Source organism: Mesorhizobium sp. AA23, assembly GCF_001672435.1.
Lineage (GTDB): Bacteria > Pseudomonadota > Alphaproteobacteria > Rhizobiales > Rhizobiaceae > Mesorhizobium.
In genome coordinates this window covers 18,520-42,395 of the sequence record NZ_LYTP01000012.1, presented here as the reverse complement: position 1 = coordinate 42,395, position 23,876 = coordinate 18,520, and the positions used below count along the sequence as shown (strand labels likewise).

Here is a 23,876-nt window from a genome sequence, read left to right as displayed (position 1 = left end):
GTCTAAACTCCCAGCTTCGCGCCGGCAGAGGCGGCGCGGCGCGACCATCAGGAGGAGGAAACAAAATGCTCGATTTCAGGACGAAATTTGTTGCCGCCGGCGCTTTGGCATTGTCGCTCGGCCTCGGCGCCATGTCGGCCGGGGCACAGGAATTCATCACCGTGCTGACCGGCGGCACGTCGGGCGTCTACTATCCCCTCGGCGTCGCGCTGTCGGAAATCTACGGCAAGGGCATCGAAGGCGCCCGCACCCAGGTGCAGGCAACCAAGGCATCGGTCGAGAACCTCAACCTGCTGCAGCAGGGCAAGGGCGAGATCGCCTTCGCGCTCGGCGATTCCGTCAAGCTCGCCGCCGAAGGCAACACCGAAGCCGGCTTCCCCGGCAAGCTCGACAAGCTGCGCGGCATAGCCGCCATCTATCCGAACTATATTCAGATCGTCGCCAGCAAGGAGTCCGGCATCAAGACCCTCGCCGACCTCAAGGGCAAGAGCCTGTCGGTCGGCGCGCCCGCCTCCGGCACCGAGCTCAACGCCCGCGCCATCTTCGCTGCCGCCGGGCTGAAATATGAGGATCTTGGACGGGTCGAGTACCTGCCATTCGCAGAGTCGGTCGAGTTGATCAAGAACCGGCAGCTCGACGCCACGCTGCAATCGGCGGGCCTGGGCGTCGCCTCGATCCGCGATCTCGCAACTTCGGTGCCGATCAACGTCGTCGCCGTGCCGGCCGAGGACGTCGCCAAGATCGGCTCGCCCTATCTTTCGGTGATCATTCCCAAGGGCACCTATGAGGGCCAGACCGAGGATGTCGCCACCGCCGCGGTCGGCAATTTCCTTGTCACCCGGGCCGATGTTTCCGACGAGACCGCCTATCAGATGACCAAGCTGATGTTCGAGCATCTCGACCAGCTCGCCGCCGCCCATGCCGCCGCCAAGGCGATCGATCCGGCCAAGGCGCTGGACGGCATGCCGGTGCCGCTGCATCCCGGCGCGGAGAAATATTACAAGGAAAAAGGGCTGATCAAGTAAGCGAGGATGGCGCGGCAGTCTGCTATGGAGCGCGTCGGATGAGCAAAGCAACGTCTGGAACAACGACCGACGGCAATTCGACCACTTTTCATCTCCCTGTCGCCGAAGAACAGGTCGAAGGCCTGCCGCCGGGCTTCGGCGGCGGCATCGCCAGCAAGGCGGCCTTCCTGATTGCCGTCGCCTTCTCCGTTTTCCAGATCTACATCGCCGCCTATGGCAGCCTGCCCAGCCAGGTGGTGCGCGCCATGCATGTCGGCTTCCTGCTGCTGCTCGGCTTCGGCCTGATCGCCAACCTGCGCGCCACCGGCGTAGCGGCGAAGGCCGCGTTCTGGATGCTCGGCGCGCTCGGCTTCGGCACCGGCCTCTACAACTGGGTCTTCTACGCCGACCTCATCCGCCGCTCCGGCTTCCTCACCACGCCGGACCTGATCGTCGGCACGCTGCTGGTGGTGCTCGTCTTCGAAGCGGCAAGGCGGCTGATGGGGCTGCCGCTCGCGGTGATCGCCTTCATCTTCCTCGCCTATTGCTTCGTCGGCAATCACCTGCCGCCGCCCTTCATCCATCGCGGCTACGATTTCGCCCAGCTCGTCGACACCTTCGCCTTCGGCACCGAAGGCATATACGGCACGCCGGTCTATGTGTCGGCGGCTTACATCTTCATCTTCGTCGTCTTCGCCGCCTTCCTCGAACGCGCCGGCATGATCGCGCTGTTCAACGATTTCGCGCTTGGCCTGGTCGGCTCCTGGCGCGGCGGTCCGGCCCAGGTCTGCGTGCTCTCCTCGGCGTTGATGGGCACCATCTCCGGTTCGGGCGTCGCCAATGTCGTGGCGAGCGGCCAGTTCACCATTCCGCTGATGAAGCGCTTCGGCTTCCGCTCGGCCTTCGCCGGCGCCGTCGAGGCAACGTCCTCGATGGGCGGCCAGATCATGCCGCCGGTGATGGGCGCGGTCGCCTTCATCATGGCCGAGACGCTGAACGTCCCCTACGCCGAGGTGGTGAAGGCGGCGATCATTCCGGCGCTGCTCTATTTCGGCGCCTGTTTCTGGCAGGTGCATCTGGAGGCGGGCAAGGCCGGCCTGCACGGCATGGCCAAGGCTGAGCTGCCCAATCCCTGGGATGCGGTGCGGCAGCACTGGCCGCTGGTGCTGCCGCTTGCCGTGCTGGTTTACCTGCTCTTCGCCGGCTATACGCCGATCTTCGCCGGCACCATGGGCCTGGCGCTGACCATCGTGCTGATCCTCGGCACGCCGCTGGCGGCGCTGATCGGACCGTTCGCCTTCCGCGTCGTCTTCTGGCTGGCGCTCGGCCTTGCCGCCGCCTCCTTCATGCGCTTCGGCGTCAACATCCTCGGCCTCGTCATCGCGGCGCTCATTGTCGCCTGCGTCACTTTCAATGGCGGTCGCGAGACGCTGCGCATCTGCGTCGACTCGCTTGCCGAAGGGGCGAAGAACGCGCTGCCTGTCGGCATCGCCTGCGCCATCGTCGGCATCGTCATCGGCACGCTGACGCTGACTGGCATCGCTTCGACCTTCATCGGCTGGATCATCTCCATCGGCGAGAACAATCTGTTCCTGTCGCTGCTGCTCACCATGCTCACCTGCCTAGTGCTCGGCATGGGTATCCCCACCATCCCCAACTACATCATCACCTCCTCGCTCGCCGGCCCGGCGCTGCTGTCGCTCGGCGTGCCGCTCATCGTCAGCCACATGTTCGTCTTCTATTTCGGCATCATGGCTGATCTCACCCACCGGTGGCGCTCGCCGCTTTCGCCGCGGCGCCCATGGCCAGGGAAAGCGGGCTGAAGATCGGCATTCAGGCGACCAAGCTCGCCATCGCCGGCTTCGTCGTGCCGTTCATGGCCGTCTACACGCCGGCGCTGATGCTGCAGGATGCAGGCCCGATCGCGGCTTCGTTCGGCTATCCGGTCGAGGTCGCCTACGTCGTCGCCAAAGCCTGCATGGGCATCGTGCTCTGGGGCGCCGCCGCCGTCGGCTTCCTCGCCTGCCGCATGGCCTGGTGGGAGCGCTTGGTCGCCTTCGCCGCCGGCGTGCTGCTGGTGGCGGCGCTGCCGCTCACCGACGAAACCGGCTGGGCGCTGGCGCTGCTCTGGATCGGCTGGCACTGCTGGCGCGCGCGCCAGGCATCCGCGGCCGGCCCTGCATGAGCCTGTGCATCCTCGCAGCCGGCAAGTCGGTGACGCTTGCCGTTGCCGCCTTTACCTTGTCCTGGACGCATTCGGTGGAACGGACGCGCTGGCAGGAGGACTGGAAGGTGACGCCGGCAGGTCTGCGCGTCGTCGAAGCGCGCGTCAAGGGCTCCGGCGCCGGCATGGAGCCGCCGGAAGGCTCGGTGCTGCGGGACGGATGGTGGGTCTATGCTCCCAGGGTCCGATCACAGCCGCGTCTGGTGCTCGCCGCATCCGGCGCAACCGGGGGAGGCTGGACCTTGTGCACGGCCAAGGGCTGTCGCGAGCTTGGCGGGACGGCCGGGGATACGGTCGTGCTCGAAGCCTGCGCGGGTTCGAGCCAGCCGCGATAAAATCCGCGTCGCGATCGAACATCACCGGCGCGAGAGCCTGGCCTTGGTGCCGCCTCGTCCTTTGCAATAGACCTCGGCCTTGGCGAGCGAGCGGCCGGCGACGAGCAAGGTCAGACGCGGCTCGCTCTCCAGCAACTGCACGATGCGCCCGCCGAAGGTGCCGTAACCGCCGACAATCAGAAGCTTCATCCGCCCTCCGATCTCAACTGATCAGCCGCTGCCGCAGCTCGGCGGAGGGGATCTCGCAGCTGTCTTTGCGGCCGAACAGCGCATAGCGGTTCTTGGCGATGCGGTCGTACAGCCAGTCGCGCAGCGGCCGCGGCAGGACGATCAGCAATCTCGCGGCGCGCCACGGCCAGCCGAGCGCCGCCATGACGGCGACGAAACTGTCGAGCTTCGTGAAGGCGGCGCCGTCGATGATGGCGAGGTTGCTGTCGTAATCCTCGCTCGGCAGGCCGTGCTCACGAAACAGCGCCTCGCCGAGCGGCGATTGCGCGGTGGCCAAGCGGAAGCGTTTGTTCCGGTCGATCTTGAGGACGATCTGGACGAAGCCCGAGCAGAACACACAGACGCCGTCGAACACGAGCAGCGGCTGGCGGGCATCGTAAGCTTGGCCTGGGAGGAGGGGACGTTTCTGTTCGGACAGGTCGGTCATGTCGGCCGCGGCTGCTTGTGCCCCTAGGCACTAAGCTAGGGGGACACTAAGCCAGCCGGCGGCGGCATCAAAGTCGCGGCGTTGTCGCACGCCTGCCGTCGATGACGGCGGGGCGCTCGTCACGATAGGTCGTGGCGCGGGTGTCGGCGACCGGCTTGCAGATCCGGCTGTTGTGGCGGCTGTCGAGCATCGTGGTCAGTGCGTGCCGATGCCGAGCTGGTTGCCGCGGCGTGCGCAGGCCGGGCCCGGGCCGCGCATGTAATAGCGCTCGGGCCGATAGGTCGGCGCGACGAATTCGCGGATGGCGGCGGCATAGCCGGCGATGTGGTTCCAGAAGTTCATTTTCCCTGTCCCTGTCCCGTTTTCGGATGTCCCTTCCGAATTGCGAGGATCATAGCCTTGAGGCGTGAATAGTCGGTGAACGCGATGTTAATTTCTGGTCCGAAACGCGTTGCATCGTGGCCGGAATGCGGCTGATTCGCGGTGTTTCCACGCCTTTTGTCGCGTTTCCGGCTCGTGTGACTTTTGCATCACATATGTTTCGTCTCTATGTCGCTTGGGCGCGCTTCTGTTTCACGCATCGAAGGTGGCTTGAAATTTCCGTGCGGCGTCGTCCGCCGGCAGGAACCTGCCCTGCGCGGTGACGTTGATCGATCAAGGCCGGGGCCGAACCCGGCCGCGTTGGCGGCGGACCGGCCGCGCAACTTCCAGACAACACCAGACATGGAAGGCAACCGCCATGGGTTTCTTTTCGAAGGACATCAAGACGCTGGACGACCTCTTCGTCCACACGCTGCGCGACATCTATTATGCCGAAAAACAGATCGAGAAATCGCTGCCGAAGATGATCGACAAGGCGACGGATTCGCAATTGAAAGCCGGTTTCGAGAAGCATCTCGCGCAGACCAAGGGCCACATCGAACGGGTCGAGCAGGTATTCGAGCTGCATGGCGTCAAGGCCAAGACCGTCAACTGCCCCGCCATCGACGGCATCCTCGAGGAGGCTGACGACGTGAGCGGCGACGTGGAGGACAAGGAGGTCCTCGATGCCGCGCTGATCGCCTCGGCTCAGGCCGTCGAGCATTACGAGATAACGCGCTACGGCACGCTGATCGCCTGGGCCAAGCAGCTTGGCCGCAGCGACTGCGCCAATGTGCTGGCCAAGAACCTCAAGGAAGAAGAGGCGACAGATCGCAAGCTCACCGAGATCGCGGAAAGCAAGGTCAACCTCCAGGCTGCCGAATAGCTAGTTGTGAGCCCGAAAGGCCGGCGGACAGCCGCCGGCCTTTCGCCTGCCCGGAACCGAAGCGGAGCCTTGGCCGTTGCGATGGCACCCGCCTGCCAGGGAGGTCGCCGTGGCGTCTACGTCCAGGCGCAGATCCGCATAGGAGCACGATGTCATGGCCGGCCTCGAGCAATACCACGCCAAGCGCGATTTCCGGAAAACCTCGGAGCCGGCCGGCCAGCTCGCGCCCGGCAAGAAGACCGACGCCGGCGGCATCTTCGTTGTCCAGAAGCATGCCGCGACGCGGCTCCACTATGACTTTCGGCTCGAGCATGATGGCGTGTTGTGGAGCTGGGCGGTCACGCGCGGACCGAGTCTCGACCCGCACGAGAGGCGGCTGGCGGTGCATGTCGAGGACCACCCGATCGACTATGCGTCTTTCGAGGGCACCATTCCGAAGGGCGAATATGGCGGCGGTTCCGTCCTCGTCTGGGACGAAGGCCGGTGGATCCCCGACGGCGACCCGGCCAAGGGCATGAAGAAGGGCCATATCGACTTCGAGCTCGAAGGCCAGAAGCTCAACGGCCGCTGGCATCTGGTCAGGCTGAAGCCGCGCCCGCGCGAAAAGCGCGACAACTGGCTGCTGATCAAATCCAATGACGCCGCCGCCCGCCCTGGTGAAGACATACTTGTAGAGGCGCCGCAATCGGTAAAGTCGGGCTTGACCATCGAGGAGATCGGCGAAGGCAAGACGGCCAAGGGCGCCAAACCAAGGGTCTGGCATTCCAACAAGCCGGCTGCAGGCAAGGCAAAATCCCCACGCCTCGAATTCGTCGAGCCGCAGCTGGCGACGCTCGAAAAGAATGCGCCTTCCGGCGAGGAATGGGTGCATGAGGTGAAGTTCGACGGCTACCGCATGCAGGCGCAGATCGCCGGCAGCGATGTCCGGCTGCTGACCCGCACCGGCCTTGACTGGACGAAGAAGTTCGAAGGTCCGGTCGTGGCCGAGCTTGCCGGACTGAAATGCCGCGACGCCATCATCGACGGCGAGATCGTCGTGTTGGCCGACAGCGGCGTGTCCTCCTTCGCCATGCTGCAGGCGGATCTCTCGGCCGGCCGCACCGACCGCTTCATCTACTACGTCTTCGACCTGATGCGGCTCAATGGCGAGGACCTTCGCCGCGAGCCGCTGGTCGAGCGCAAACAGGCGCTGGCCGAACTGCTCGGCGAGCGGTCGGAGCAATCCGCCGTCCGCTTCAGCGATCATTTTGCGGAACCAGGCAGCGTCATGCTGCAGCATGTCTGCCGCATGGGTCTCGAAGGCGTGGTGTCGAAACGTGCCGACGCGCCCTATCGCAGCGGCCGCGGCCTCACCTGGATCAAGTCGAAGTGCACGCTGCGCCAGGAATTCGTCATCGGCGGCTACTTGCCCTCGGACAAGACCGGGCGCGGCCTGCGCTCGCTGCTGGTCGGCTATCATGAAGGCGGCAAGCTCAACTATGCCGGCCGCGTCGGCACCGGCTTTTCCGGCAAGGTGGCTGCGGACCTTAAGAAAAAACTCGACAGCCTCAAGACGACGAAGTCGCCTTTTTCTGCCGCCGTGCCGAAGGGCAAGGGCCTCGTCTGGGTCAAGCCCGAGCTTGTCGGCGAAGTGGAGTTCCGCAGCTGGACATCCGACCATATAATCCGCCACGCCTCGTTCCAGGGGCTGCGCGAGGACAAGCCGGCGGAGGACGTGGTGCAGGAAAAGCCGAAGCAAGCCGACGGCAAGACAAAAAGCGGAGCAAAGGCGAGCAGCGGCAGGACCGAGACAAAAACCTCGGCCGGAACGGCGAAGACCTCGGTGAAGCTGTCGCATCCCGACAAGCTGCTGTGGCCCGACGAAAAGGTCTCCAAGCAGGATCTCCTCGATCACTACGCCCTGGTCTGGCCGCGAATTGAGCCATTCGTCGTCAACCGGCCGCTCAGCCTTGTGCGGGCGCCCGACGGTATCCATGGCCAGCGCTTCTTCCAAAAACATGCCTCACCGGGCATGAGCGACAAGATCGCCAGGATGAACGATCCGACCGACGGCGAGGAGATCTTGTTCATCAGGGACTTCGACGGGCTTGCAGCCCTTGTCCAATACGGCGTGGTCGAGGTTCATATCTGGGGCTCGACCGTCGACGAACTGGAAAAGCCGGACCAGATCATCTTCGACCTCGATCCGGACGAGGGCATCGGGGTCGAGGCGGTGCGTGCCGCCGCCCTCGATATCCGAGCCAAGCTGAACGACCTGTCGCTGCCGACGCTGGTCAAGACGTCTGGCGGCAAGGGCTATCACGTGCTGGTGCCGCTCAAGCCCTCCGCCGAATGGGACGAGGTGAAGGACTTCGCCCATGATTTCGCCCGCGCCCTGGAGCAGGCCGCGCCCGACCGCTACACGGCGACGCTGTCGAAGAAGGCGCGCACCGGCAAGATCTTCGTCGACTACCTGCGCAACGGCCGCGGCGCGACCACGGTCGCGCCCTATTCCTCGCGCGCCAAGAAGGGCGCGACGGTGTCGATGCCGGTGACCTGGCCGGAGATCGAGAAGGGCCTGCCGCCCAATGCGTTTCCGCTCGGCGACGCCACGACGCTAAGGCAGCTGAAGAAGGCCGATCCGTGGGCGGATTTCTTCAAGCTGGGCAAACCGCTCAAGCGGGCTTAGCCAACAGCCGAGCCGGCCAGTCCGTCACGCCAGAAATACCCTCTCGAACTCCTGCTTGCCCTTCGGCGAGAACACCACGGCGCGGCTGTCCTTGTCGCGCCGCGCCCATTTTTCGACGATGACCTTGTCGAGGATGGCGGCGCCCAGCGCGCCGGCCAGATGCGAGCGCCGCACGCTCCAGTCGAGGCAGGCGCGGCAGATCGGCCGCTTCGCTTTGCTGTCGATCTCGATGCCGAGCGCGGCGAAATGCGAAATGGCTGACGGCGACAGCCTGATCTCGTTCTCCTGGCGCAGCAGCAGCTTCCGGTCGACCAGACGGTCGAGCATCGCCACCGCCTGCTCGCCGGCAAGATGGTCGTAGCACACCCGCGCCACGCGCATGGCCGCGTCGCGCGGGCCGGGCCGCACCCGCTTCGGGCCGACCGCCTCGGCGACGCCGATGATCGCCTCGAGCATGCCCGCCACCTGCGGGCCGGCAAGGCCGTAGTAGCGATGCCGGCCCTGGCTCGCCAGCGTCAGCAACCCGCCGTCCATCAGCTTGGACAGATGCGAGGACGCGGTGGGCAGCGACACGCCGGCTTCAAGCGCCAGCTCCGACGCGGTCAGCGCCGTGCCGCCCATCAGCGCGTTGAGCATGTTGGCGCGGGCCGGGTCGCCGACCAGGCTGGCGATGCGGGCGATATCGGGTCCTTCACGCATAGTTCGATCCTCATCGAAGCATTCCCGTGAGGGAAGCACTATTCTCAGGCGAGCTCAAGGAGCTCGGCAAACGCTGCTGACACCAGAACGGCTAGCACAGCCGGTGAAGCGATGTTTCGACCGTGGTCGAACCGTCGCCGCCAGCAAGCCCACCGACCCAGTAAGCCAATCGACGAGGAGACCGAAATGACCGTCACCTGCTTCATCCGCTACGAGATCGACCCTTTCGGCAAGGCCGCGTTCGAGCAATATGCGCGCGCCTGGGGTCAGGCCATTCCGCGCTGCGGCGCCGAGCTGATCGGCTATTTCGCGCCGCATGAGGGTTCGGCCACCACGGCTTACGCGGCCTACAACATCGAGAACCTCGCGGCCTACGAAGCCTATCGCGCGCGGCTTGCCGCCGACCCGGCCGGCAAGGCAAACTATGAGTTCGCGCGGCGCGAGAAATTCATTCTCAAGGAAGACCGGATCTTCCTGAAACTGGTCTCGGCACCGCATGGCCCGAGGCAGGTCTTTCGCACCGACGTAACGGTCAAAGAAGGGATAGAGGCATGATCGCCGTCATCTTCGAAGTCGAGCCGGCGGAGGGAAAACGTGACGCCTATCTTGGCATCGCCGCCGAGCTCAAGCCCCTGCTCGACGGCATCGATGGCTTCATCTCGGTCGAGCGCTTCCAGAGCCTGACCGATCCGAGGCGCGTGCTCTCGCTGTCCTTCTGGCGCGACGAGGAAGCCGTCAAGGCCTGGCGCAACACCGAGGAGCACCGGCAGGCGCAGAAGGCCGGCCGTGGCGGCATCTTTGCCGGCTATCGTCTGCGCATCGCCCATGTGGTGCGCGATTACGGGCTAAATGAAAGGGCTGAAGCGCCCGAAGACAGCCGCATAGTGAATGGGTGAAACGCGGCTCTCCCTTCTCCCCTTGTGGGCCTGATGCGTAATTGGCCCGCAAGGGGAGAAGGAGGGTCGGCCCTCACGCATTGCCGATCAGCACACCCGCTCCGAACACCAGCGCGCCGCCCAGCACCACCTGGAAGGCGGCGCGCCAGAACGGCGTCTGCATGTAGCGGTTCTGGATGAAGGCGATCGCCCACAGTTCGAAGAACACGACGATCGCGGCAACGATCGTTGCCGTCCAGAAATAGGGAATGAGATAGGGCAGCGCGTGGCCGAGTCCCCCCAGCGTCGTCATGATGCCGACGGTGAGCCCCCGCTTCACCGGCGAGCCGCGCCCCGAAAGTTTGCCGTCGTCGGAAGCCACCTCGGTGAAGCCCATCGAGATGCCGGCGCCGATCGAGGCGGCGAGGCCGACGAGGAAGGTCTGGAAGGTTGCATGGGTGGCGAAGGCGGCGGCGAAGATCGGCGCCAGGGTCGACACCGACCCGTCCATCAGCCCGGCCAGCCCCGGCTGCACATAGGTGAGGATGAACTGGCGCTGCTCGGTTGTCGCTTCCTCCTCCTTCACCTCGCCCGGGACGTGCTCCTGTTCGAGTTCATGCGCGGAGTTCTCGTGGCCGAGTTCCGCCGCCGCCAGCTCGTCGAGCAGCTTCCGGGTCGACGCATCGGTGGTGCGCTTGGCCGCCTCGACATAGAAGCGATAAGCCTGCCGCTCCATGTCCTCGGCCTGACGGCGCACATGCTCGATGCCGAGCGGCCGCACCAGCCAGTCGGGCTTGCGTTCGTAGTAGCCTCGCACATGCTCGCGCCGGATCAGCGGGATGCGCTCGCCGAAGCGCTTGCGGTGAAGCTCGATGAGGGAATCGCGGTGGCCGTCTTCCTCCTCCGCCATGGCCTCGAACACCTTGGCCGATTGTGGAAACTCTTGTGCCAGCCCGTCGGCATAGGCCCGGTAGATGCGTCCGTCGTCCTCCTCCGACGAAATCGCCAGCGCCAGGATTTCCTGCTCCGACAGCGAATCGAAGGAGCGGCGGCCAAAGCCGAAAACACGGGAAAGCATGAGAAAATCACCCTAGTTTAGAACGATTCTAAACTAGGGAATCGTTTGCCGAGGGTCAATCGCGAACGCCGCGGGACAGGCAGAATTCGTCGATCCAGCTTTCCGCTCGCACCCTTCATTATTGCCGAATGTTCACCTATATGGAACGCATTAGCCAAAAACGAAGGAAACACGGGATGACGGACAAGAAGCCCCCGCACGCATTCGATCCAAAGCCGGTTCTCGATCTCATCGCCAGCATCGAGGCCGACCTGGAGCGGCTCAAAGGCCTGGTCGAGCAGCAGGCCGAAAAATTCGACCCCGCCAATCCGCACAACAAGACGCTGGACGGCAAGCTGACCGAGGAAGGCGTCGAATGCTGCTACCGCATGTTCGACGACGGCAAGTCGCGCTACACGGTCGCCCAGCAGATGAAGATCTCTTTTGCTGCCGCCACGCATCGTTTCAACAGCTGGCGCAAGCTCGGCGGCAAGAAGCGGACGCGCGCGCTGCTGGGGTGAGCAGTGGCCGCCCTTCGCTTCGTCATCCTCGGGCTTGACCCGAGGATCATTCCGCGAGCGCTATCACGGAATGCAGAAGCGAGAGCGCGCTCTGGAGGACCCTGCGAAGAATGTCCGTTCTGCTTCGGCTGCCCGCATCGCGAAGGTGCCGACATGGATTCCCGCGTCGCTTCGCTCCTTGCTCCGCCTGAGACTGACGAAGGTGACGGCCGTCGACGCTATCATCGCCAATATTGTCTCCATCACATTTTTTCGTTGGCGCGCCGCGGCGTTTTCCGTGCAGCATATGTGCATCATTCTCACGAGGCCCACCATGACCGCCCTCCCCGGCATCTCCGACATCCACGCCGCTGCCGCCAGGCTTTCCGGGCTGATCGTCGAAACGCCGCTGATCGAATCGCCGGAGCTCAACAAGCGCTATGGCGGCCGCATCCTGTTCAAGCCGGAGACGCTGCAGCGCACCGGTTCCTTCAAGATCCGCGGCGCCTACAACAAATTGTCGTGCTTAAGCGAAGAAGAGCGCAGCCGCGGCGTCGTCGCCTTTTCGTCCGGCAATCACGCGCAGGGCGTCGCCGCTTCGGCCGCCATGTTCGGCGTCAGGGCGGTCATTGCCATGCCCGCGGACGCGCCGGCGCTCAAGGTCGGCAATGTGCGCAAGATGGGCGCTGAGGTGGTGCGTTTCGACCGCTTCAAGGACGACCGCATGACCATCGTTCGCCCCTATATCGAGAAGGGCATGGCGCTGGTGCCGCCTTTCGACGATCCGGCCATCATTGCCGGCCAGGGCACCATCGGGCTGGAGCTGGTGCGCCAAGCGAAGGCGCTGGGCGTCAGCCTGGACGCAGTTGTCGTGCCCTGCGGCGGCGGGGGTCTGTCGAGCGGCATTTCCGTCGCGGTGAAGGACGCCTCGGCACAGACGCAAGTCTGGGCGGTCGAGCCGGAGCATTTCGACGACACGCGCCGCTCGCTCGCCAAGGGTGACCGGGTCTCGAATGAGCCCGGCCACACCTCTATTTGCGATGCGATCCTGACCGCCGAGCCCGGTGCCATCACCTTTGAGATCAACCGCAAAAACCTCGCCGGCGCCATCGCCGTCTCGGACAAGGCCACGGCGCAAGCCATGCGCGACGCCATGGCGTACTTGAAGCTGGTGGTCGAGCCCGGCGGCTGCGTTGCGCTCGCGGCGCTCGCGTCCGGCGAGATCGATCTGGCCGGCAAATGCCTGGCGGTGGTGCTTTCCGGCGGCAATGTCGATTTCGGCACCTACGCGGAGATCATGGCGGCGGCGGCCTGATCGGTCAGTCGCCGCTCAATCCAGCGTCCGCCGGAACCGCACCAGCGCAACGCCGGCGAACAACGCCACGAACACCACCAGCCAGCCGATCTCGGTCGCCACAGCCGGCAGTTCCGCGCTCTTCAGCATGACGGCGCGGGTGATGCGCAAGAAATGCGTCAGCGGAAAGATCTCGCCAAGGATCTGCGCCCAGCCCGGCATGCCGCGATAGGGGAACATGAAGCCCGACAGCATGATCGAGGGCAGGAAGAAGAAGAAGGTGAGCTGCAGCGCCTGCATCTGCGTGCGCGCGATCGTCGAAATCGTGTAGCCAAGCAGCACCAGCGCCAGCACGAACACCAGCACCGCCGAGAGCAGGAGCGACAGCGATCCCATGAAGGGAATGGAAAACAGGAGCTTCGCCGCTGCCAGCACCACCACCACCTGCACCGCGCCGACCACCAAGTAAGGCAGCACCTTGCCCAGCATGATCTCGAGCGGGCTGGACGGCATGGCCAAAAGGTTTTCCATCGTGCCGCGCTCGGTCTCGCGCGTCAGCGCGATCGAGGTCATCATCACCATGGTCATCTGCAGGATGACGCCGAGCAGGCCGGGAACGATGTTGTATTGCGAGATGCCTTCCGGATTGTAGCGCCGGTGCACGACGACATCGAGCTGGCCGCGCGCCGCCTCCTTCGCCGCTTCCTGCATGCCTTGCGCTCTCAGCAGCGCTTGGCCGGCGACGGTGCTCAGCGTCGAGATGGCACCGCTCGCCACCGCCGGATCGGTGGCGTCCGCCTCGATCAGGATCTGCGGATTGTCGCCGCGCTCCACCCGTCGCGCGAAATCGGCCGGGATGGTGACGACGAAGGCGACATCGCCGCGCGACATCAGGAACTCGGCTTGCGACGCACTTTGCGCCACATGGTCGAAGCGATAGTAGCCGGTGGTCTGCAGCGCCGAGACCATCGCCCGCGTGTAGGGATCGCTGCTGGTCGCGACGAGTGCTGCCGGCAGGCTCTTCGGGTCGTTGTTGATGGCATAGCCGAACAGCACCAGCTGTATCAGCGGCACGCCCAGCATCATGGCGAAGGTGATGCGGTCGCGCCGCATCTGGATGAATTCCTTGATCAGCAGCGCGCCGAGTCTCGAGAAGGAAAAGATCGCTCTCACGCCATCTCTCATGCCATGTTGTCCTTCGAGCCGGACATGAACTGGATGAAGACATCTTCCAGGCTGGTCTCGCCCGGCGCCACCGTCACCCCTTTGTGCTCCTTCTCGACATCGGCGAGCGCCTTTTCGAGGGCTGCCTTGTCGGAGCCGACGACATGCAGCGTGGCGCCGAACGGCGCCACCTGGTCGACGCCCGGACGCCCCTGCAGCGCCTCGGCCACGCGGTCGAGCCGCGGTCCCTGCAGCACGAAGGTGGTAAGGCCGGCATTCCTCACCACCTCGTTCACGGTGCCGGTGGCCAGCATCTTGCCGTAGGAGATGTAGCTGATGCGGTGGCAGCGCTCGGCCTCGTCCATGTAATGGGTGGAGACCAGCACGGTGAGCCCGCCGCTGGCCAGGCGGTGGATCTCGTCCCAGAACTCGCGCCGTGCCTTCGGGTCGACGCCAGCCGTCGGCTCGTCGAGCAGCAGCAGCTTCGGCTTGTGCATGATGCAGGCAGCGAGTGCCAGCCGCTGCTTCCAGCCGCCGGAAAGCGTGCCGGCGAGCTGGTTGCGGCGCGTCGTCAGGCCGAGTTCCTGCAGCGTTTGCGAGACATACTCCTCGACCGGCTTCAGCTGGTAGAGCCGCGCCACGAATTCGAGATTCTCGCCGATCGTCAGATCCTCGTAGAACGAGAATTTCTGCGTCATGTACCCGACTTCGCGTTTGATCTTGAGCGCGTCGGTAAGGATGTCGAAGCCGAGCACCGTGCCCTCGCCCGCATCCGGCGTCAAAAGCCCGCACATGATGCGGATGGTCGTCGTCTTGCCCGAGCCGTTCGGCCCGAGGAAACCGACGATCTCGCCCTCGGCAACCGCCATCGTGACATGGTCGACGACGGTCTTGTCGCCGAAGCGCTTGACCAACCCACGGACGTCGATGACGTTCATCTGTCAATATCCGCCAGGTCGACATCGACGATCTGGCCGGGCTGCAGCGGATGGGCATCGCCCTCCGGCCGCGCCTCGACGAGATAGACCAGCTTCTGCCGGTTCTCGAGCGAGTAGATCACCGGCGGGGTGAACTCGGGATCGGGCGACACATAGCTGACGCGTGCCTTCAAATCCGGCCCGCAGCCGTCGCAACGGACGCTGAGCAGGGTGCCGACCTTGACCGAGGAGAAGGCCGTCTCCGGCACATAGACGCTGAGTTTTACCGCGCCGTCGGGCAGCATCGAGATCACCGGCGCGGTCGGTCCGGCCGTATCGCCGGGATTGCGGATCACGTCGTCGATGCGGCCGGGCGAAGGCGCCGCCAGCACGCGCTTGGACAGGCGCCACTCGGCCTGCCCCAATTCCGATTGCGCCTGCTTGACCTGGTTCTCGGCAGCTCTGATCGTTTCGGCCCGCGCCGGCAGGCCGCCGACGGCAAGGTTCGCCTCCGCCTGGCCGACCTGCGCGTTGGCGGTCTCCAGCGAAGCCGAGGCCGTGTCGTAATCGGCCTGGGTGCCGGTGCCGCGCTTGTAGAGATCGCTGGCGCGGTCATATTTGCGTTTGGCGTCGGCAGCCTGCGCCTTCGCCATGTCCACCTGCGCCTTGAGCACGGCGATCTCTTCCGGCCGCTTGCCCACCTTGAGGTCGGCAAGCTGCGCCTGCGCTTGGGCGAGCGCGGCCTGGGCTTGCGCCACGGCGATCTTGGCATCGGCGCTTTCCAGCGTCACCACCGGCGCGCCCGGCTCGACACGGTCGCCGCGCTTGACCGTCACGGTCTCGACCTGCGCGACTTCGATCGGCGCCAGCAGCACATATTCGCCTTCGACATAGCCGACGGCAAGCGGGGCGGCCGGCGCGCAGGCGCCGAACAGCTGGGCCGCGAGCGGCAGCGAACAGAGTAAGCTCATGATTTGACCTTCCTGCCGGCGGCTGCGTCGCGCGCCGCAAGCATTGCCCTGAGGTTGTCGGTCGCGACCGCCACGACCTTGGCGGCCTCCTTGTCGCCGATCTCGCGCCAGCCCATCCTGCGCATCACCGCCTCGCGTCCGATGCGGAAATAGATGACCTGCCCGATGATGGTGAACACGGTGAGCCTGGTGGCCTCGCTCTCGGCCGGTTCGCCGGTCGCCTGCTCCCAGATCTGGCACAGCCGGCGATGCGTCGGTTCGAACACGCCGGCATAAATGCGGTCGAGCGCCGCCGTCGGGTGCGAGAGCTCGCGCAGTACGAATTGTACGATCTCGCCGGCCTGGGGACTTGCCACGACAAAGCCGACCATCCGCGCCAGCGCGGCAAAGAGCTGCGCCCGGGCGGCTTCCGGGCTCGAAGGGGCCGCCGGCTGGGGTGCGCCGAGCGCCTGGCCGGCGATCCCCTGGATGGTCTCGACGATGAAGTCGGCGGCGGCGGCGCGCAGCCCCTCCTTGCCGCCGAAATGATAGGCGATCGAGCCGATATTGGCCTTGGCCTCGGCCGCGATCTCGCGCGTCGAGGTGCCGTCGAAGCCCTGCCGGCCGAACAGCTTCAGCGCGGCCTGCACCAGCGCCGCGCGCGTTTGATCGGCGGGAGAGGCTTCGCGTTGCGGCCCTTTGGCGTTCGTTTGTTTGCTCATTGCACCAATTTAATCAATCGATTGATTAAAGTCAAATTGAATTCCAACGCGGCTTGCCATCTTCCTGCGGGCGGGCTTTAGTGCGCGGCCATGGGCAAGGAAGTCGAGCGCAAGTTCCTGGTCGCTGATCCCGCCTGGCGCAGCCTGGTCGAGGCGCATATCCGCATTCGTCAGTTCTACGTCGCCGCGCAGCCTGGACGCACGGTTCGCGTACGCATCAGCGACGGAGGCTCCGCCGCGCTGACGCTGAAGTTCGGCAACAAGGCGCGCGAGCGCGACGAATTCGAATATCCGATCCCGCTCGCCGAGGCCGAGGAATTGATGGCCTTCGCGATCGGGCGTGTCATCGAGAAGACACGTCACCATGTTAGGCACCGCGGCTATCTCTATGAAGTCGATGTGTTCGGCGGAGTGCTCTCGGGGCTGGTGGTCGCGGAGTTGGAGACGCCGGAGGACGTGCCTGACGAAATGCTGCCCGACTGGCTCGGGCGCGAGGTCACCGGTGAGTCGAGGTTTTACAACGCGTCGCTGGCCCTCGGCGGGATTCCGGAGATAGCCGCATGATTCGCATCGATCCGCGCTTGCCGCTGACCGGCGAGGTCAGGCGCATATTGGCTGACGAGATCGGCAAGGCGCTTGGCCAACTCGAGACGGCGCGCGACAAGCCGGAGCAGGGACTGCACAAGTGCCGTAAGCGGCTTAAGGGCGTGCGCGCCTTGTTGCGCCTGGTTCGTTCCGGAGACGAACCGTTCTGCCAGACCGAGAACGAATGCTACAAGCAGGTGTCGGCGCTGCTTGCCGGCCCGCGCGAGGCGACCGCTCTCATCGAGACCATCGACCGTCTGGGCTCCGCTTTTCCGGATGAAACCGCGGCCGGCGAGCTCGATCCCGTCCGCGAGCGGCTGGTGCTGCGCCAGCACGAGCTCCATGCCGGCCCCGGTCTCGACGCTGCCATAAACGCCGCGGTCGCTGCCTGCCGGGAAGGTCTGGAGCGTATCGACAGGCTGTCGCTCCCCGATCAGCCCGAGCAGGCGGCCGACATACTGGCCGAAGGCGCCCGCGCCGCCTTGCGGCGGGCGAAAAAGGCGCTGGATAAGGCGAGCTCGCGCGGCGAGGCCGATGACTTTCACGGCCTGCGCAAGGCGTGCAAGACGCATTCGATGCATCTGTCGCTGCTCGGCCGCCTGTGGCCGGCGCCGATCAAGGCGCGCCGCAAGGCGGTTGACAAGCTTGGCGAACGGCTGGGCGAGCTGCATGACGTCTTCGTCATGCGCGCGCTGCTCGTCGCCGCTGGCGAGCCGCTCGGTCCGCCCGAAGACACCAAGCTTCTGCGCAAGCTGCTGAAGCGTGCGGAAAAGAGCCTCAGCAAGACCTGTCTTGCCGATGCCGCCGAATTGTTCGGCGACAGCCCCAAGCGCTCGGCCAGAAAGCTCGCGCGCAAGGCTCGCGACGACCTCGCGCCGCCGCATGAGGAAGCCGGCCGGGTCGCGGCCTGACGCCTACGCCGGCAGCGGCCGCCTTGCTTTCGCCCCGGCATCCGTCCGAGCGCCGGCATCGCGCGGATGCGGTCCGATCGGCATGATCGCCGGAAACGGCGTCGCGCCGAAGGCGAAGGTCCATTTGTAGCCGATGAGCTGCTCTTCCGGCGTGGTGTGCTGGTCGTGATGGGCAAGCAGCCTGGCGCGCTCCGCCAGCTCCTCCGCCTCGCGCCGCACCATCTCCGCCGTTTCCGGCCGCATGCGCCGCGAGAAGCTGACGAAGGTCGCTTCGCGTTCCAGATGGGTTATCGCCCAGCCGACAAAATTCTTGTTGGTCGTCTCGAAATGCGGCCGCAGCGGCCCCTCGAAATCCCACTGGATCGGTGTCTCGACCAGCAATCTTGCCGACAGGCCGCGCCCGAGCGCCACCAGCCCAAGCTCTTCCAGGTCGCGCAGGTAGAGGAACATAGATGCTTCGCTGAGACCCTGTGAGCGCATGATGCCTTCTGGCGTGAATTTTTCGGACAGCATGATGAAGACGAAGAGCAGCGCCGGCCGCGCGGCGAGCTTCCGCTCGATCTCCGGCGCGACGTGGTTGGCCGGTCCCGGTCCCCGGTTCATCGAGCCCAGCACATTCTCCAGTTCCACGTCCGCAGCGGCGCAGATTTGTATCAGCCGATCGAGCTTGCAGTTGCGCTCATGGAAGATGCGCTTCACTGTCGGCTCGGAAACGCCCATGCGCTCGGCCAGCGCCTGGTAGGTCAGGCCCTTGGCCTTCAATGTCCGTTTCAGCGCCTCGAAGATCGGCCCGTTCATGGAATGCACCTCGTTTGCGCGAATTCGTATCGCTCCTCGATACTACGCTCGAACTGGCTTCCGGAAAAGTATCGAAAAACCTAGCTCTTGGCCGTCAACACAGGAGAGCACCATGAAAAACCTCATCGCTTCGACCTTTCTCGCCATCGCCGGCATCGCAACGGCTGCCACCGCCGAGGCCGGCGAGATCTGGCGCGCCGGCGGCTTCGAGCAGCCGGAATCGGCGCTGGTCGATGCCGCCAACAAGCGCATCGTCGTCTCCAACATCGTCGGCAATCCGGGCGAAGCTGATGGCAACGGCTATTTGTCGCTGCTGTCGCTGGACGGCAAGGTCATCAGCCGCCATTGGGTGGACGGCATGGACGCGCCCAAGGGCATGGCGATTGCCGGCGGCAAGCTCTACGCCGCCGACATCACCAAGGTGCGCGTCGTCGACCTCGCCAGCGGCAAGCTGGTCTCTACCATCGATGTGCCCGGCGCCGTCTTCCTCAACGATATGACCGCCGATGCCTCGGGCAAGGTCTATGTCACGGATATGCTCGCCGACACGATCTACCGTATCGACGGCGACAAACCGGAGCTGTTCATCAAGGATGCGCTGCTCGCCTCGCCCAATGGCGTCTTCGCCGATGGCGACCGGCTGATCGTCGCGTCCTGGGGCAGGGGCATCAAGCCCGATTTCAGCACGGCGGCGCCGGGCGGCCTGCTGGCCGTCGACCTCGCCAGCAAGAAGGTGACGCCGCTGCCGGGCGCGCAAAACTTTGCCGACCTCGACGGCGTCATCGCCATCGGCGACACGATCTATGCCACCGCCTACATGACCGGCACGCTCTATCGCTACAAGGGCGGCGGCGCGCCGGAAGCGATCGCCACTTTCAAGCCGGGCAGCGCCGATATCGGCACCGACGGCAACTCGACCATCTATGTTCCGCTGATGAACGAAGGCGCGGTCGCGGCGCTGAAGCTCGACTGAGGACGATTGCGGCGGGAACGAGGTCGATCGGGGCTGGACCGCCATATCGACGGGGCTGCCATCTGGTTCAGCCGCTCGCTCCGGGATATCCGGCAGCAACCGTCACATGGGCCAAGCCGTGAAGACATCCAGCCTGACCGGCGCCGCCGTGTCGCCAATGATCCCGGTGCTCGTATGCGCACTGGCGATCTTCCTTTTGTCCGGGATGGACGCGGCGATGAAGTCCCTGGTCATCGCGGTCGGTGTGTACAACACCGTGCTGTGGCGCAGCCTGGTCTCGACCTTGATCGCGGGCGCCGCCTGGTCGGCGGGGCCGCGCTCGAAGCCGGCTCTTCCGGTGCTGGGGCTGCATGCGCTGCGCGCCGCGGTCGTCGGCATCGTCCTGGTTTCGTTCTTTTGGGGTCTCGCCAGATTGCCGCTCGCCGAGGCGATCGGGCTCAGCTTTGTCGCGCCCCTGTTTGCGCTTTTTCTCGCAGCCTTGTTGCTGGGCGAGAGAATCCGGCGCCAGGCGGTGTGGGCGTCGCTGGCCGGCATCGCCGGCGTCGCGATCATTCTGGCCGGCCAGTTCGGGCAGGCCGGCCACTCGCAGGATGCGCTCCTGGGCACGGCCGCGGTGCTCGTATCGACTGTGTTCTATGGCTACAATCTGATCCTCGCGCGGCGGCAGGCGCTGTTGGCCAAGCCGGTCGAGATCATGCTGTTCCAGAACCTCTGCATCGCGGTCATCCTTGGTCTCGCCGCGCCGTGGCTCGCCGTCGCGCTGCCGAGTGACCTGTGGCTTCACCTGGTCGGGGTGGCGATGCTGTCGCTTGCCGGCCAATTCCTGATGAGTTGGGCCTACGCCCGCGCCGAAGCGCAATATCTCATCCCGACGGAATACTCGGCCTTCATCTGGGCGATCGCGCTCGGCTGGTTCTTCTTCGGCGAGGAGGTGGCCTGGACCACGCTGACCGGGGCTTGCCTGATCGTCGCCGGCTGCCTGATCGCGGCGCGCGCCAACCCGAAACTTGCCGAGCCGATCGAAGCGGCAGTTTGAGAGAACATGTCGCTCTACGCGGACTGCGATTGTGCTTTCAGCTGCGCCCGCGCGTCGCGAATCGAGGCGGCATAGGTGACCAGCGGCCGCTTGAGGCCGTGGTTGATCAGCATGCGCCTTGTCTGCGGCGCGGCACCCGCGATGATGAAGCGCACGCCGGCGCTTCCGGCCTTGTGCGCGGCGCCCTCGAGGACGTTTGCCGCCGTCGAGTCGAGGAACGGCACCGCCGAGCAATCGAGGATGAAATTCTTGCGCTGGTCTGCGATGCGGTCGAGCACGGCGCCGACGGTCGAGGCGGCACCGAAGAAGAAGGCCCCGGAGATTCGATAGATGACGGTATCGGCGTCGGCCGCCTGGCTTGAATCATAAGTGGCGGCGCGATCGGCGACGTCCTCCGGCACCAGCGGCAGATCGGCCTCGACGGCGATGGACTTGGCCATGCGATCGATGAACAGGATCGACCCGAGCGCGAAGCCGACGACGATGCCTTCCGTCAGATCGCGGAAGATGACGATCAGGAACGTCGCCATCAGCACCAGCGCGTCGCCACGCGAGGCTCTGAGCAGCGTGAGGAAAGCCTGCTTCTCGAACATGTTCCAGCACACGACGGCGAGTACGCCGGCCAATGCGGCGAGCGGGATGTAGCTGGCCAAGGGCGCCGCCGCCAGCATCAGGACAAGCAGGATCGCCGAATGCAGCATGCCGGAGACGGGGCCATGCGCGCCGGCCCTCACGTTGGTGGCCGTGCGAGCGATCGTGCCGGTGGCACATATGCCGCCGAACAAGGCTGACGCGATGTTGGCGAAGCCTTGCGCCACCAGTTCGCAATTGGAGCGGTGCCGCCTTCCGCTCATGCAGTCTGCGACCACGGCCGAGAGCAGCGACTCGATCGCTCCGAGCAGCGCGAAGGCGATCGCGTCCGGCAGCACGTGGATCATCCTCTCCAAGCTGACCGGCGGCAGGGCTGGCCATTGCAGGTTCCGCGGGATGCCGCCATACCTCGTGCCGATCGTTTCCGCAGGCAGGGCGAACAGCGCCACGACCAGCGAGGCGACGCCGATGGCGATCAGCATCGCGGGCCATCTCGGCTGCCAGCGCCGCAAAAAGACAATGGTTAGGACAGTCAGCATCGCCACGAAGGTCGCGGCCGGACTGATCGTGCCGATCGCCTCGCCGATCACGGTCAGCTTCGACACCAGCGGCCCGGGCTCCTTGCCGCCGAGTTTCAGCCCGAGCAGTTCGACGATCTGCCCGGAGAAGATGATGACCGCGATCCCGGCGGTAAAGCCGACGGTCACGGGATAGGGAATGAACTTGATGTAGGTGCCAAGCCTGAGGTAGCCGATGGCGAGCAGGAAGACGCCCGCCATCATCGTTGCGAGCAGCAGCCCGTCGACGCCGACGCGCGCCACCGTCGCCGCTACCAGCACGATGAAGGCGCCGGCCGGACCGCCGACCTGGAAGCGGCTGCCGCCAAGCGCGGAGATGATGAAGCCGCCAACGATCGAGGTGTAGAGGCCTCGCTCCGGCGTCACGCCGGACGCGATGGCGATCGCCATGCACAACGGCAGCGCCACGATGGCCACCGTCAACCCCGCGACGGCGTCAGCCCTGAAATGCGCCAGCGTGTAGCCTTCGCGCAGCACCGTGACCAGCTTGGGCGTGAACAGCTCGGCAAAGGACGGCCGCGCCTGGGGGTGGATTGACCGCCGGACCTGATCCATGGACTGCCTTCCGCTCCGTAAGGGCGGCGGGATCGTCGGCAGGGCTGTCGGCGGTCGCCGTCGCGACTTTCTTGTGCGGCTCAGCCTTGGGAGTTCTGCGGCGTGGCAGGCTTGAGACGCACGCCCCTGCCGCCGCGCTCGCTGGCCTGGTTCTCGCCGATCAGCTCCACCCCGGCCTCGTCGAGTCCCTGGATGACCTTCATCAGCGTATCGACCACGCCTCTGACGACACCTTCACTCGCTTCCATGCGTTGGATGGTCGGAAGCGAAACCCCGGCGCGCTCGGCGAGCGTTTTCTGGTCGATACCGGCCAACGCCCTCGCGGCGCGCATCTGCGCGGCAGTGATCATCGGCCAGAACCCCTGTCTGAGTCTGCAGTATCAATGGATAATCCAAAGATCATGATGTTTCAAGCATCATAACAAACAGTTGAAACATGAGTACTCATTCGCTGTCCGCCACCACTTTGCGCCGCTGCAGCAGGCGCGCTGCAAGCCAGCACAACATGGCCCAGGCAAAGCCGGCGCACCAGCCGGCAAGCACGTCGGACGGCCAATGCACGCCGAGATAGACGCGGCTGGTTCCGACCAGCACCGTGGTGAGCACGGCGAGGCCGAGCACGAAGATCTTCGTCCTGCGGTTCGGTAGGAAACGCGCGGCGAGCGAGCCCAGCGTGAGATAGGTCACCGCCGACAGCATCGCATGGCCGCTCGGAAAGGAGAGCGAGGTCTCGTTGACGAGATGCGAGACGAGATCGGGGCGGGGCCGGTCGACCTCGAACTTGAGCAGGCTGGACGCCGCCTGACCGCCCGCCACCGAAACGAACACGAACAGTGCGGTCGCCGGTCGGCGCATCAGCAGAAAATAGACGATCACCGCAGTCGTGATCAGCACCAGCACGCTGGTGCTGCCGAGCGCGGTGATATCGCGCACCGCGCCTTGCAGCCAAAGCGGACCGATCGGGCTGTCCGGCTGCCCGGCATGGCGGAAGGCGAGCAGGATTTCCGTGTCCAACGCATGCGGAGTCGTGGCGCGCGCCACGCCCATGAGTTCCACCAGGCCCCATAGCCCGCAGGCGATGGCCAGCCCGGCCGCAAGCACCGGGAATTCTATTCTGTTGAGCAGCGCCTTGGCGGTCGATTTCATGCCGGGCCTGCTCCAATTACAGCCGCTGCATATAGGGTCCGAGCGTGATCAGCGCGACGGCCGCGATCGCCAGCACGACGCCTGTCGCTTGGAAAGTGTTGAGGCGCTCTCCAAAGAAGACCAGCGCCACGATATTGACTGAGACCAGCTGGATCACTGCCGACAGGCTGAACGACACCGACATGCCGAATTCGCGGATCAGCCTGAGCATGATCAGATTGCCGGCGGAATAGAGCGCCAGCGTCAGCACGATCTTGCCGAGACTCGGCGCCAATCCCCATTGTTTGGCCGCCATCGCGGCCAGCAGGAAAATCACAGTCGAAACGCCAAGCTGCGCCAGTCCCCAGAGACTCACGTTCATCCCTCCCGAAGCGGCCTTCGCCGCGCCGCTCG

26 protein-coding genes and 1 pseudogene are annotated in these 23,876 nt (G+C 65.2%); 13 read left to right on the top strand and 14 right to left on the bottom strand.

The window, feature by feature from the left end:
• Positions 1-65 precede the first annotated feature (65 nt).
• The 3 genes and pseudogenes from A9K66_RS10815 (at position 66) to A9K66_RS10805 (ending at position 3,563) form a co-directional block, all read left to right on the top strand.
• Complete coding sequence (locus A9K66_RS10815; protein WP_067003186.1) at positions 66-1,025, top strand: TAXI family TRAP transporter solute-binding subunit; 960 nt, start codon at positions 66-68, stop codon at positions 1,023-1,025.
• Positions 1,026-1,063: 38 nt separating this feature from the next.
• Positions 1,064-3,189: pseudogene (locus A9K66_RS10810) on the top strand (TRAP transporter permease).
• On the top strand, positions 3,186-3,563 hold the full coding sequence (locus A9K66_RS10805) for a DUF1850 domain-containing protein (RefSeq protein WP_067323447.1): 378 nt from the start codon (positions 3,186-3,188) through the stop codon (positions 3,561-3,563). The pseudogene A9K66_RS10810 and the gene A9K66_RS10805 overlap by 4 nt, the downstream one beginning before the upstream one ends.
• A gap of 21 nt (positions 3,564-3,584) precedes the next feature.
• Here A9K66_RS10805 and A9K66_RS30220 read toward each other — a convergent pair whose 3' ends face one another.
• The 3 genes from A9K66_RS30220 to A9K66_RS29390 form a co-directional block, all read right to left on the bottom strand.
• Complete coding sequence (locus tag A9K66_RS30220) at positions 3,585-3,752, bottom strand: hypothetical protein (RefSeq protein ID WP_156751057.1); 168 nt, start codon at positions 3,750-3,752, stop codon at positions 3,585-3,587.
• 13 nt (positions 3,753-3,765) lie between these two features.
• Positions 3,766-4,218 carry a DCC1-like thiol-disulfide oxidoreductase family protein gene (locus A9K66_RS10800; RefSeq protein ID WP_067323445.1) on the bottom strand — a complete coding sequence of 151 codons (453 nt, stop codon included), beginning with the start codon at positions 4,216-4,218 and terminating at the stop codon, positions 3,766-3,768.
• Positions 4,219-4,413: 195 nt separating this feature from the next.
• The gene (locus tag A9K66_RS29390) at positions 4,414-4,560 is read right to left on the bottom strand and encodes a hypothetical protein (RefSeq protein WP_082953820.1); all 147 of its coding nucleotides are present in this window, start codon (positions 4,558-4,560) and stop codon (positions 4,414-4,416) included.
• A 397-nt stretch (positions 4,561-4,957) separates the two neighbouring features.
• Here A9K66_RS29390 and A9K66_RS10795 point away from each other — a divergent pair, with 397 nt between their 5' ends.
• Together A9K66_RS10795 and ligD are read left to right on the top strand one after the other, a co-directional pair.
• Positions 4,958-5,464: a ferritin-like domain-containing protein gene (locus tag A9K66_RS10795; RefSeq protein ID WP_067003177.1), complete on the top strand. Its 507-nt coding sequence runs from the start codon at positions 4,958-4,960 to the stop codon at positions 5,462-5,464.
• Positions 5,465-5,618: 154 nt separating this feature from the next.
• On the top strand, positions 5,619-8,132 hold the full coding sequence (ligD, locus tag A9K66_RS10790; RefSeq protein WP_067323443.1) for a DNA ligase D: 2,514 nt from the start codon (positions 5,619-5,621) through the stop codon (positions 8,130-8,132).
• A 24-nt stretch (positions 8,133-8,156) separates the two neighbouring features.
• Here the strand turns inward: ligD and A9K66_RS10785 are convergent, their stop codons facing one another.
• Positions 8,157-8,831 carry a winged helix-turn-helix domain-containing protein gene (locus tag A9K66_RS10785; protein ID WP_067323441.1) on the bottom strand — a complete coding sequence of 225 codons (675 nt, stop codon included), beginning with the start codon at positions 8,829-8,831 and terminating at the stop codon, positions 8,157-8,159.
• Between the two features lie 186 nt (positions 8,832-9,017).
• Here A9K66_RS10785 and A9K66_RS10780 point away from each other — a divergent pair, with 186 nt between their 5' ends.
• Positions 9,018-9,386, top strand: a complete 369-nt coding sequence (locus A9K66_RS10780; RefSeq protein WP_067003171.1) for an NIPSNAP family protein — start codon at positions 9,018-9,020, stop codon at positions 9,384-9,386.
• Positions 9,383-9,727 (top strand): antibiotic biosynthesis monooxygenase, encoded by a 345-nt coding sequence (locus A9K66_RS10775; RefSeq protein WP_067003170.1) that lies wholly within the window; start codon positions 9,383-9,385, stop codon positions 9,725-9,727. Before A9K66_RS10780 ends, A9K66_RS10775 begins: the two co-directional genes overlap by 4 nt.
• A gap of 73 nt (positions 9,728-9,800) precedes the next feature.
• Here A9K66_RS10775 and mbfA read toward each other — a convergent pair whose 3' ends face one another.
• Entirely contained in the window at positions 9,801-10,784 is a 984-nt protein-coding gene (gene mbfA / locus A9K66_RS10770) for an iron exporter MbfA (RefSeq protein ID WP_067003167.1), read from the bottom strand.
• 176 nt (positions 10,785-10,960) lie between these two features.
• Between mbfA and A9K66_RS10765 the strand changes: the two genes are divergently transcribed.
• Positions 10,961-11,284, top strand: a complete 324-nt coding sequence (locus A9K66_RS10765) for a hypothetical protein (RefSeq protein ID WP_067324609.1) — start codon at positions 10,961-10,963, stop codon at positions 11,282-11,284.
• A 313-nt stretch (positions 11,285-11,597) separates the two neighbouring features.
• Positions 11,598-12,578: a threonine/serine dehydratase gene (locus tag A9K66_RS10760; protein ID WP_067324606.1), complete on the top strand. Its 981-nt coding sequence runs from the start codon at positions 11,598-11,600 to the stop codon at positions 12,576-12,578.
• Positions 12,579-12,593: 15 nt separating this feature from the next.
• Here A9K66_RS10760 and A9K66_RS10755 read toward each other — a convergent pair whose 3' ends face one another.
• Genes A9K66_RS10755 through A9K66_RS10740 form a run of 4 tightly spaced genes read right to left on the bottom strand, consistent with a single transcriptional unit; the run spans position 12,594 to position 16,310 of the window.
• On the bottom strand, positions 12,594-13,730 hold the full coding sequence (locus A9K66_RS10755; protein ID WP_067003310.1) for an ABC transporter permease: 1,137 nt from the start codon (positions 13,728-13,730) through the stop codon (positions 12,594-12,596).
• A gap of 8 nt (positions 13,731-13,738) precedes the next feature.
• Complete coding sequence (locus A9K66_RS10750; protein ID WP_067323439.1) at positions 13,739-14,659, bottom strand: ABC transporter ATP-binding protein; 921 nt, start codon at positions 14,657-14,659, stop codon at positions 13,739-13,741.
• The gene (locus tag A9K66_RS10745) at positions 14,656-15,609 is read right to left on the bottom strand and encodes an HlyD family efflux transporter periplasmic adaptor subunit (RefSeq protein WP_067003160.1); all 954 of its coding nucleotides are present in this window, start codon (positions 15,607-15,609) and stop codon (positions 14,656-14,658) included. The genes A9K66_RS10750 and A9K66_RS10745 overlap by 4 nt, the downstream gene beginning before the upstream one ends.
• The gene (locus A9K66_RS10740) at positions 15,606-16,310 is read right to left on the bottom strand and encodes a DUF1956 domain-containing protein (protein ID WP_067323437.1); all 705 of its coding nucleotides are present in this window, start codon (positions 16,308-16,310) and stop codon (positions 15,606-15,608) included. Before A9K66_RS10740 ends, A9K66_RS10745 begins: the two co-directional genes overlap by 4 nt.
• A gap of 90 nt (positions 16,311-16,400) precedes the next feature.
• Between A9K66_RS10740 and A9K66_RS10735 the strand changes: the two genes are divergently transcribed.
• A complete protein-coding gene (locus A9K66_RS10735) occupies positions 16,401-16,874 on the top strand; it encodes a CYTH domain-containing protein (RefSeq protein ID WP_067323434.1) in 474 nt (157 codons plus the stop codon).
• Complete coding sequence (locus A9K66_RS10730; RefSeq protein ID WP_067323431.1) at positions 16,871-17,806, top strand: CHAD domain-containing protein; 936 nt, start codon at positions 16,871-16,873, stop codon at positions 17,804-17,806. Before A9K66_RS10735 ends, A9K66_RS10730 begins: the two co-directional genes overlap by 4 nt.
• A gap of 3 nt (positions 17,807-17,809) precedes the next feature.
• On the opposite strand, the gene A9K66_RS10725 is transcribed toward A9K66_RS10730, so the two are convergent.
• Positions 17,810-18,604 (bottom strand): helix-turn-helix transcriptional regulator, encoded by a 795-nt coding sequence (locus A9K66_RS10725; protein ID WP_067323428.1) that lies wholly within the window; start codon positions 18,602-18,604, stop codon positions 17,810-17,812.
• 112 nt (positions 18,605-18,716) lie between these two features.
• On the opposite strand from A9K66_RS10725, the gene A9K66_RS10720 reads away from it, so the two are divergent.
• Together A9K66_RS10720 and A9K66_RS10715 are read left to right on the top strand one after the other, a co-directional pair.
• Positions 18,717-19,577, top strand: a complete 861-nt coding sequence (locus A9K66_RS10720; RefSeq protein ID WP_067323425.1) for an ATP/GTP-binding protein — start codon at positions 18,717-18,719, stop codon at positions 19,575-19,577.
• Positions 19,578-19,683: 106 nt separating this feature from the next.
• The gene (locus A9K66_RS10715; protein WP_067323422.1) at positions 19,684-20,613 is read left to right on the top strand and encodes a DMT family transporter; all 930 of its coding nucleotides are present in this window, start codon (positions 19,684-19,686) and stop codon (positions 20,611-20,613) included.
• Positions 20,614-20,627: 14 nt separating this feature from the next.
• Here A9K66_RS10715 and A9K66_RS10710 read toward each other — a convergent pair whose 3' ends face one another.
• The 4 genes from A9K66_RS10710 to A9K66_RS10695 all read right to left on the bottom strand — a co-directional run bounded on the left by A9K66_RS10710 (position 20,628) and on the right by A9K66_RS10695 (position 23,838).
• Positions 20,628-22,337 carry a SulP family inorganic anion transporter gene (locus A9K66_RS10710; protein WP_067323419.1) on the bottom strand — a complete coding sequence of 570 codons (1,710 nt, stop codon included), beginning with the start codon at positions 22,335-22,337 and terminating at the stop codon, positions 20,628-20,630.
• A gap of 80 nt (positions 22,338-22,417) precedes the next feature.
• Positions 22,418-22,687 (bottom strand): helix-turn-helix transcriptional regulator, encoded by a 270-nt coding sequence (locus A9K66_RS10705; protein WP_067323416.1) that lies wholly within the window; start codon positions 22,685-22,687, stop codon positions 22,418-22,420.
• A 94-nt stretch (positions 22,688-22,781) separates the two neighbouring features.
• A complete protein-coding gene (locus A9K66_RS10700; protein WP_067323413.1) occupies positions 22,782-23,483 on the bottom strand; it encodes a phosphatase PAP2 family protein in 702 nt (233 codons plus the stop codon).
• Positions 23,484-23,499: 16 nt separating this feature from the next.
• A complete protein-coding gene (locus tag A9K66_RS10695) occupies positions 23,500-23,838 on the bottom strand; it encodes a hypothetical protein (RefSeq protein WP_067324604.1) in 339 nt (112 codons plus the stop codon).
• Positions 23,839-23,876: the final 38 nt, after the last annotated feature.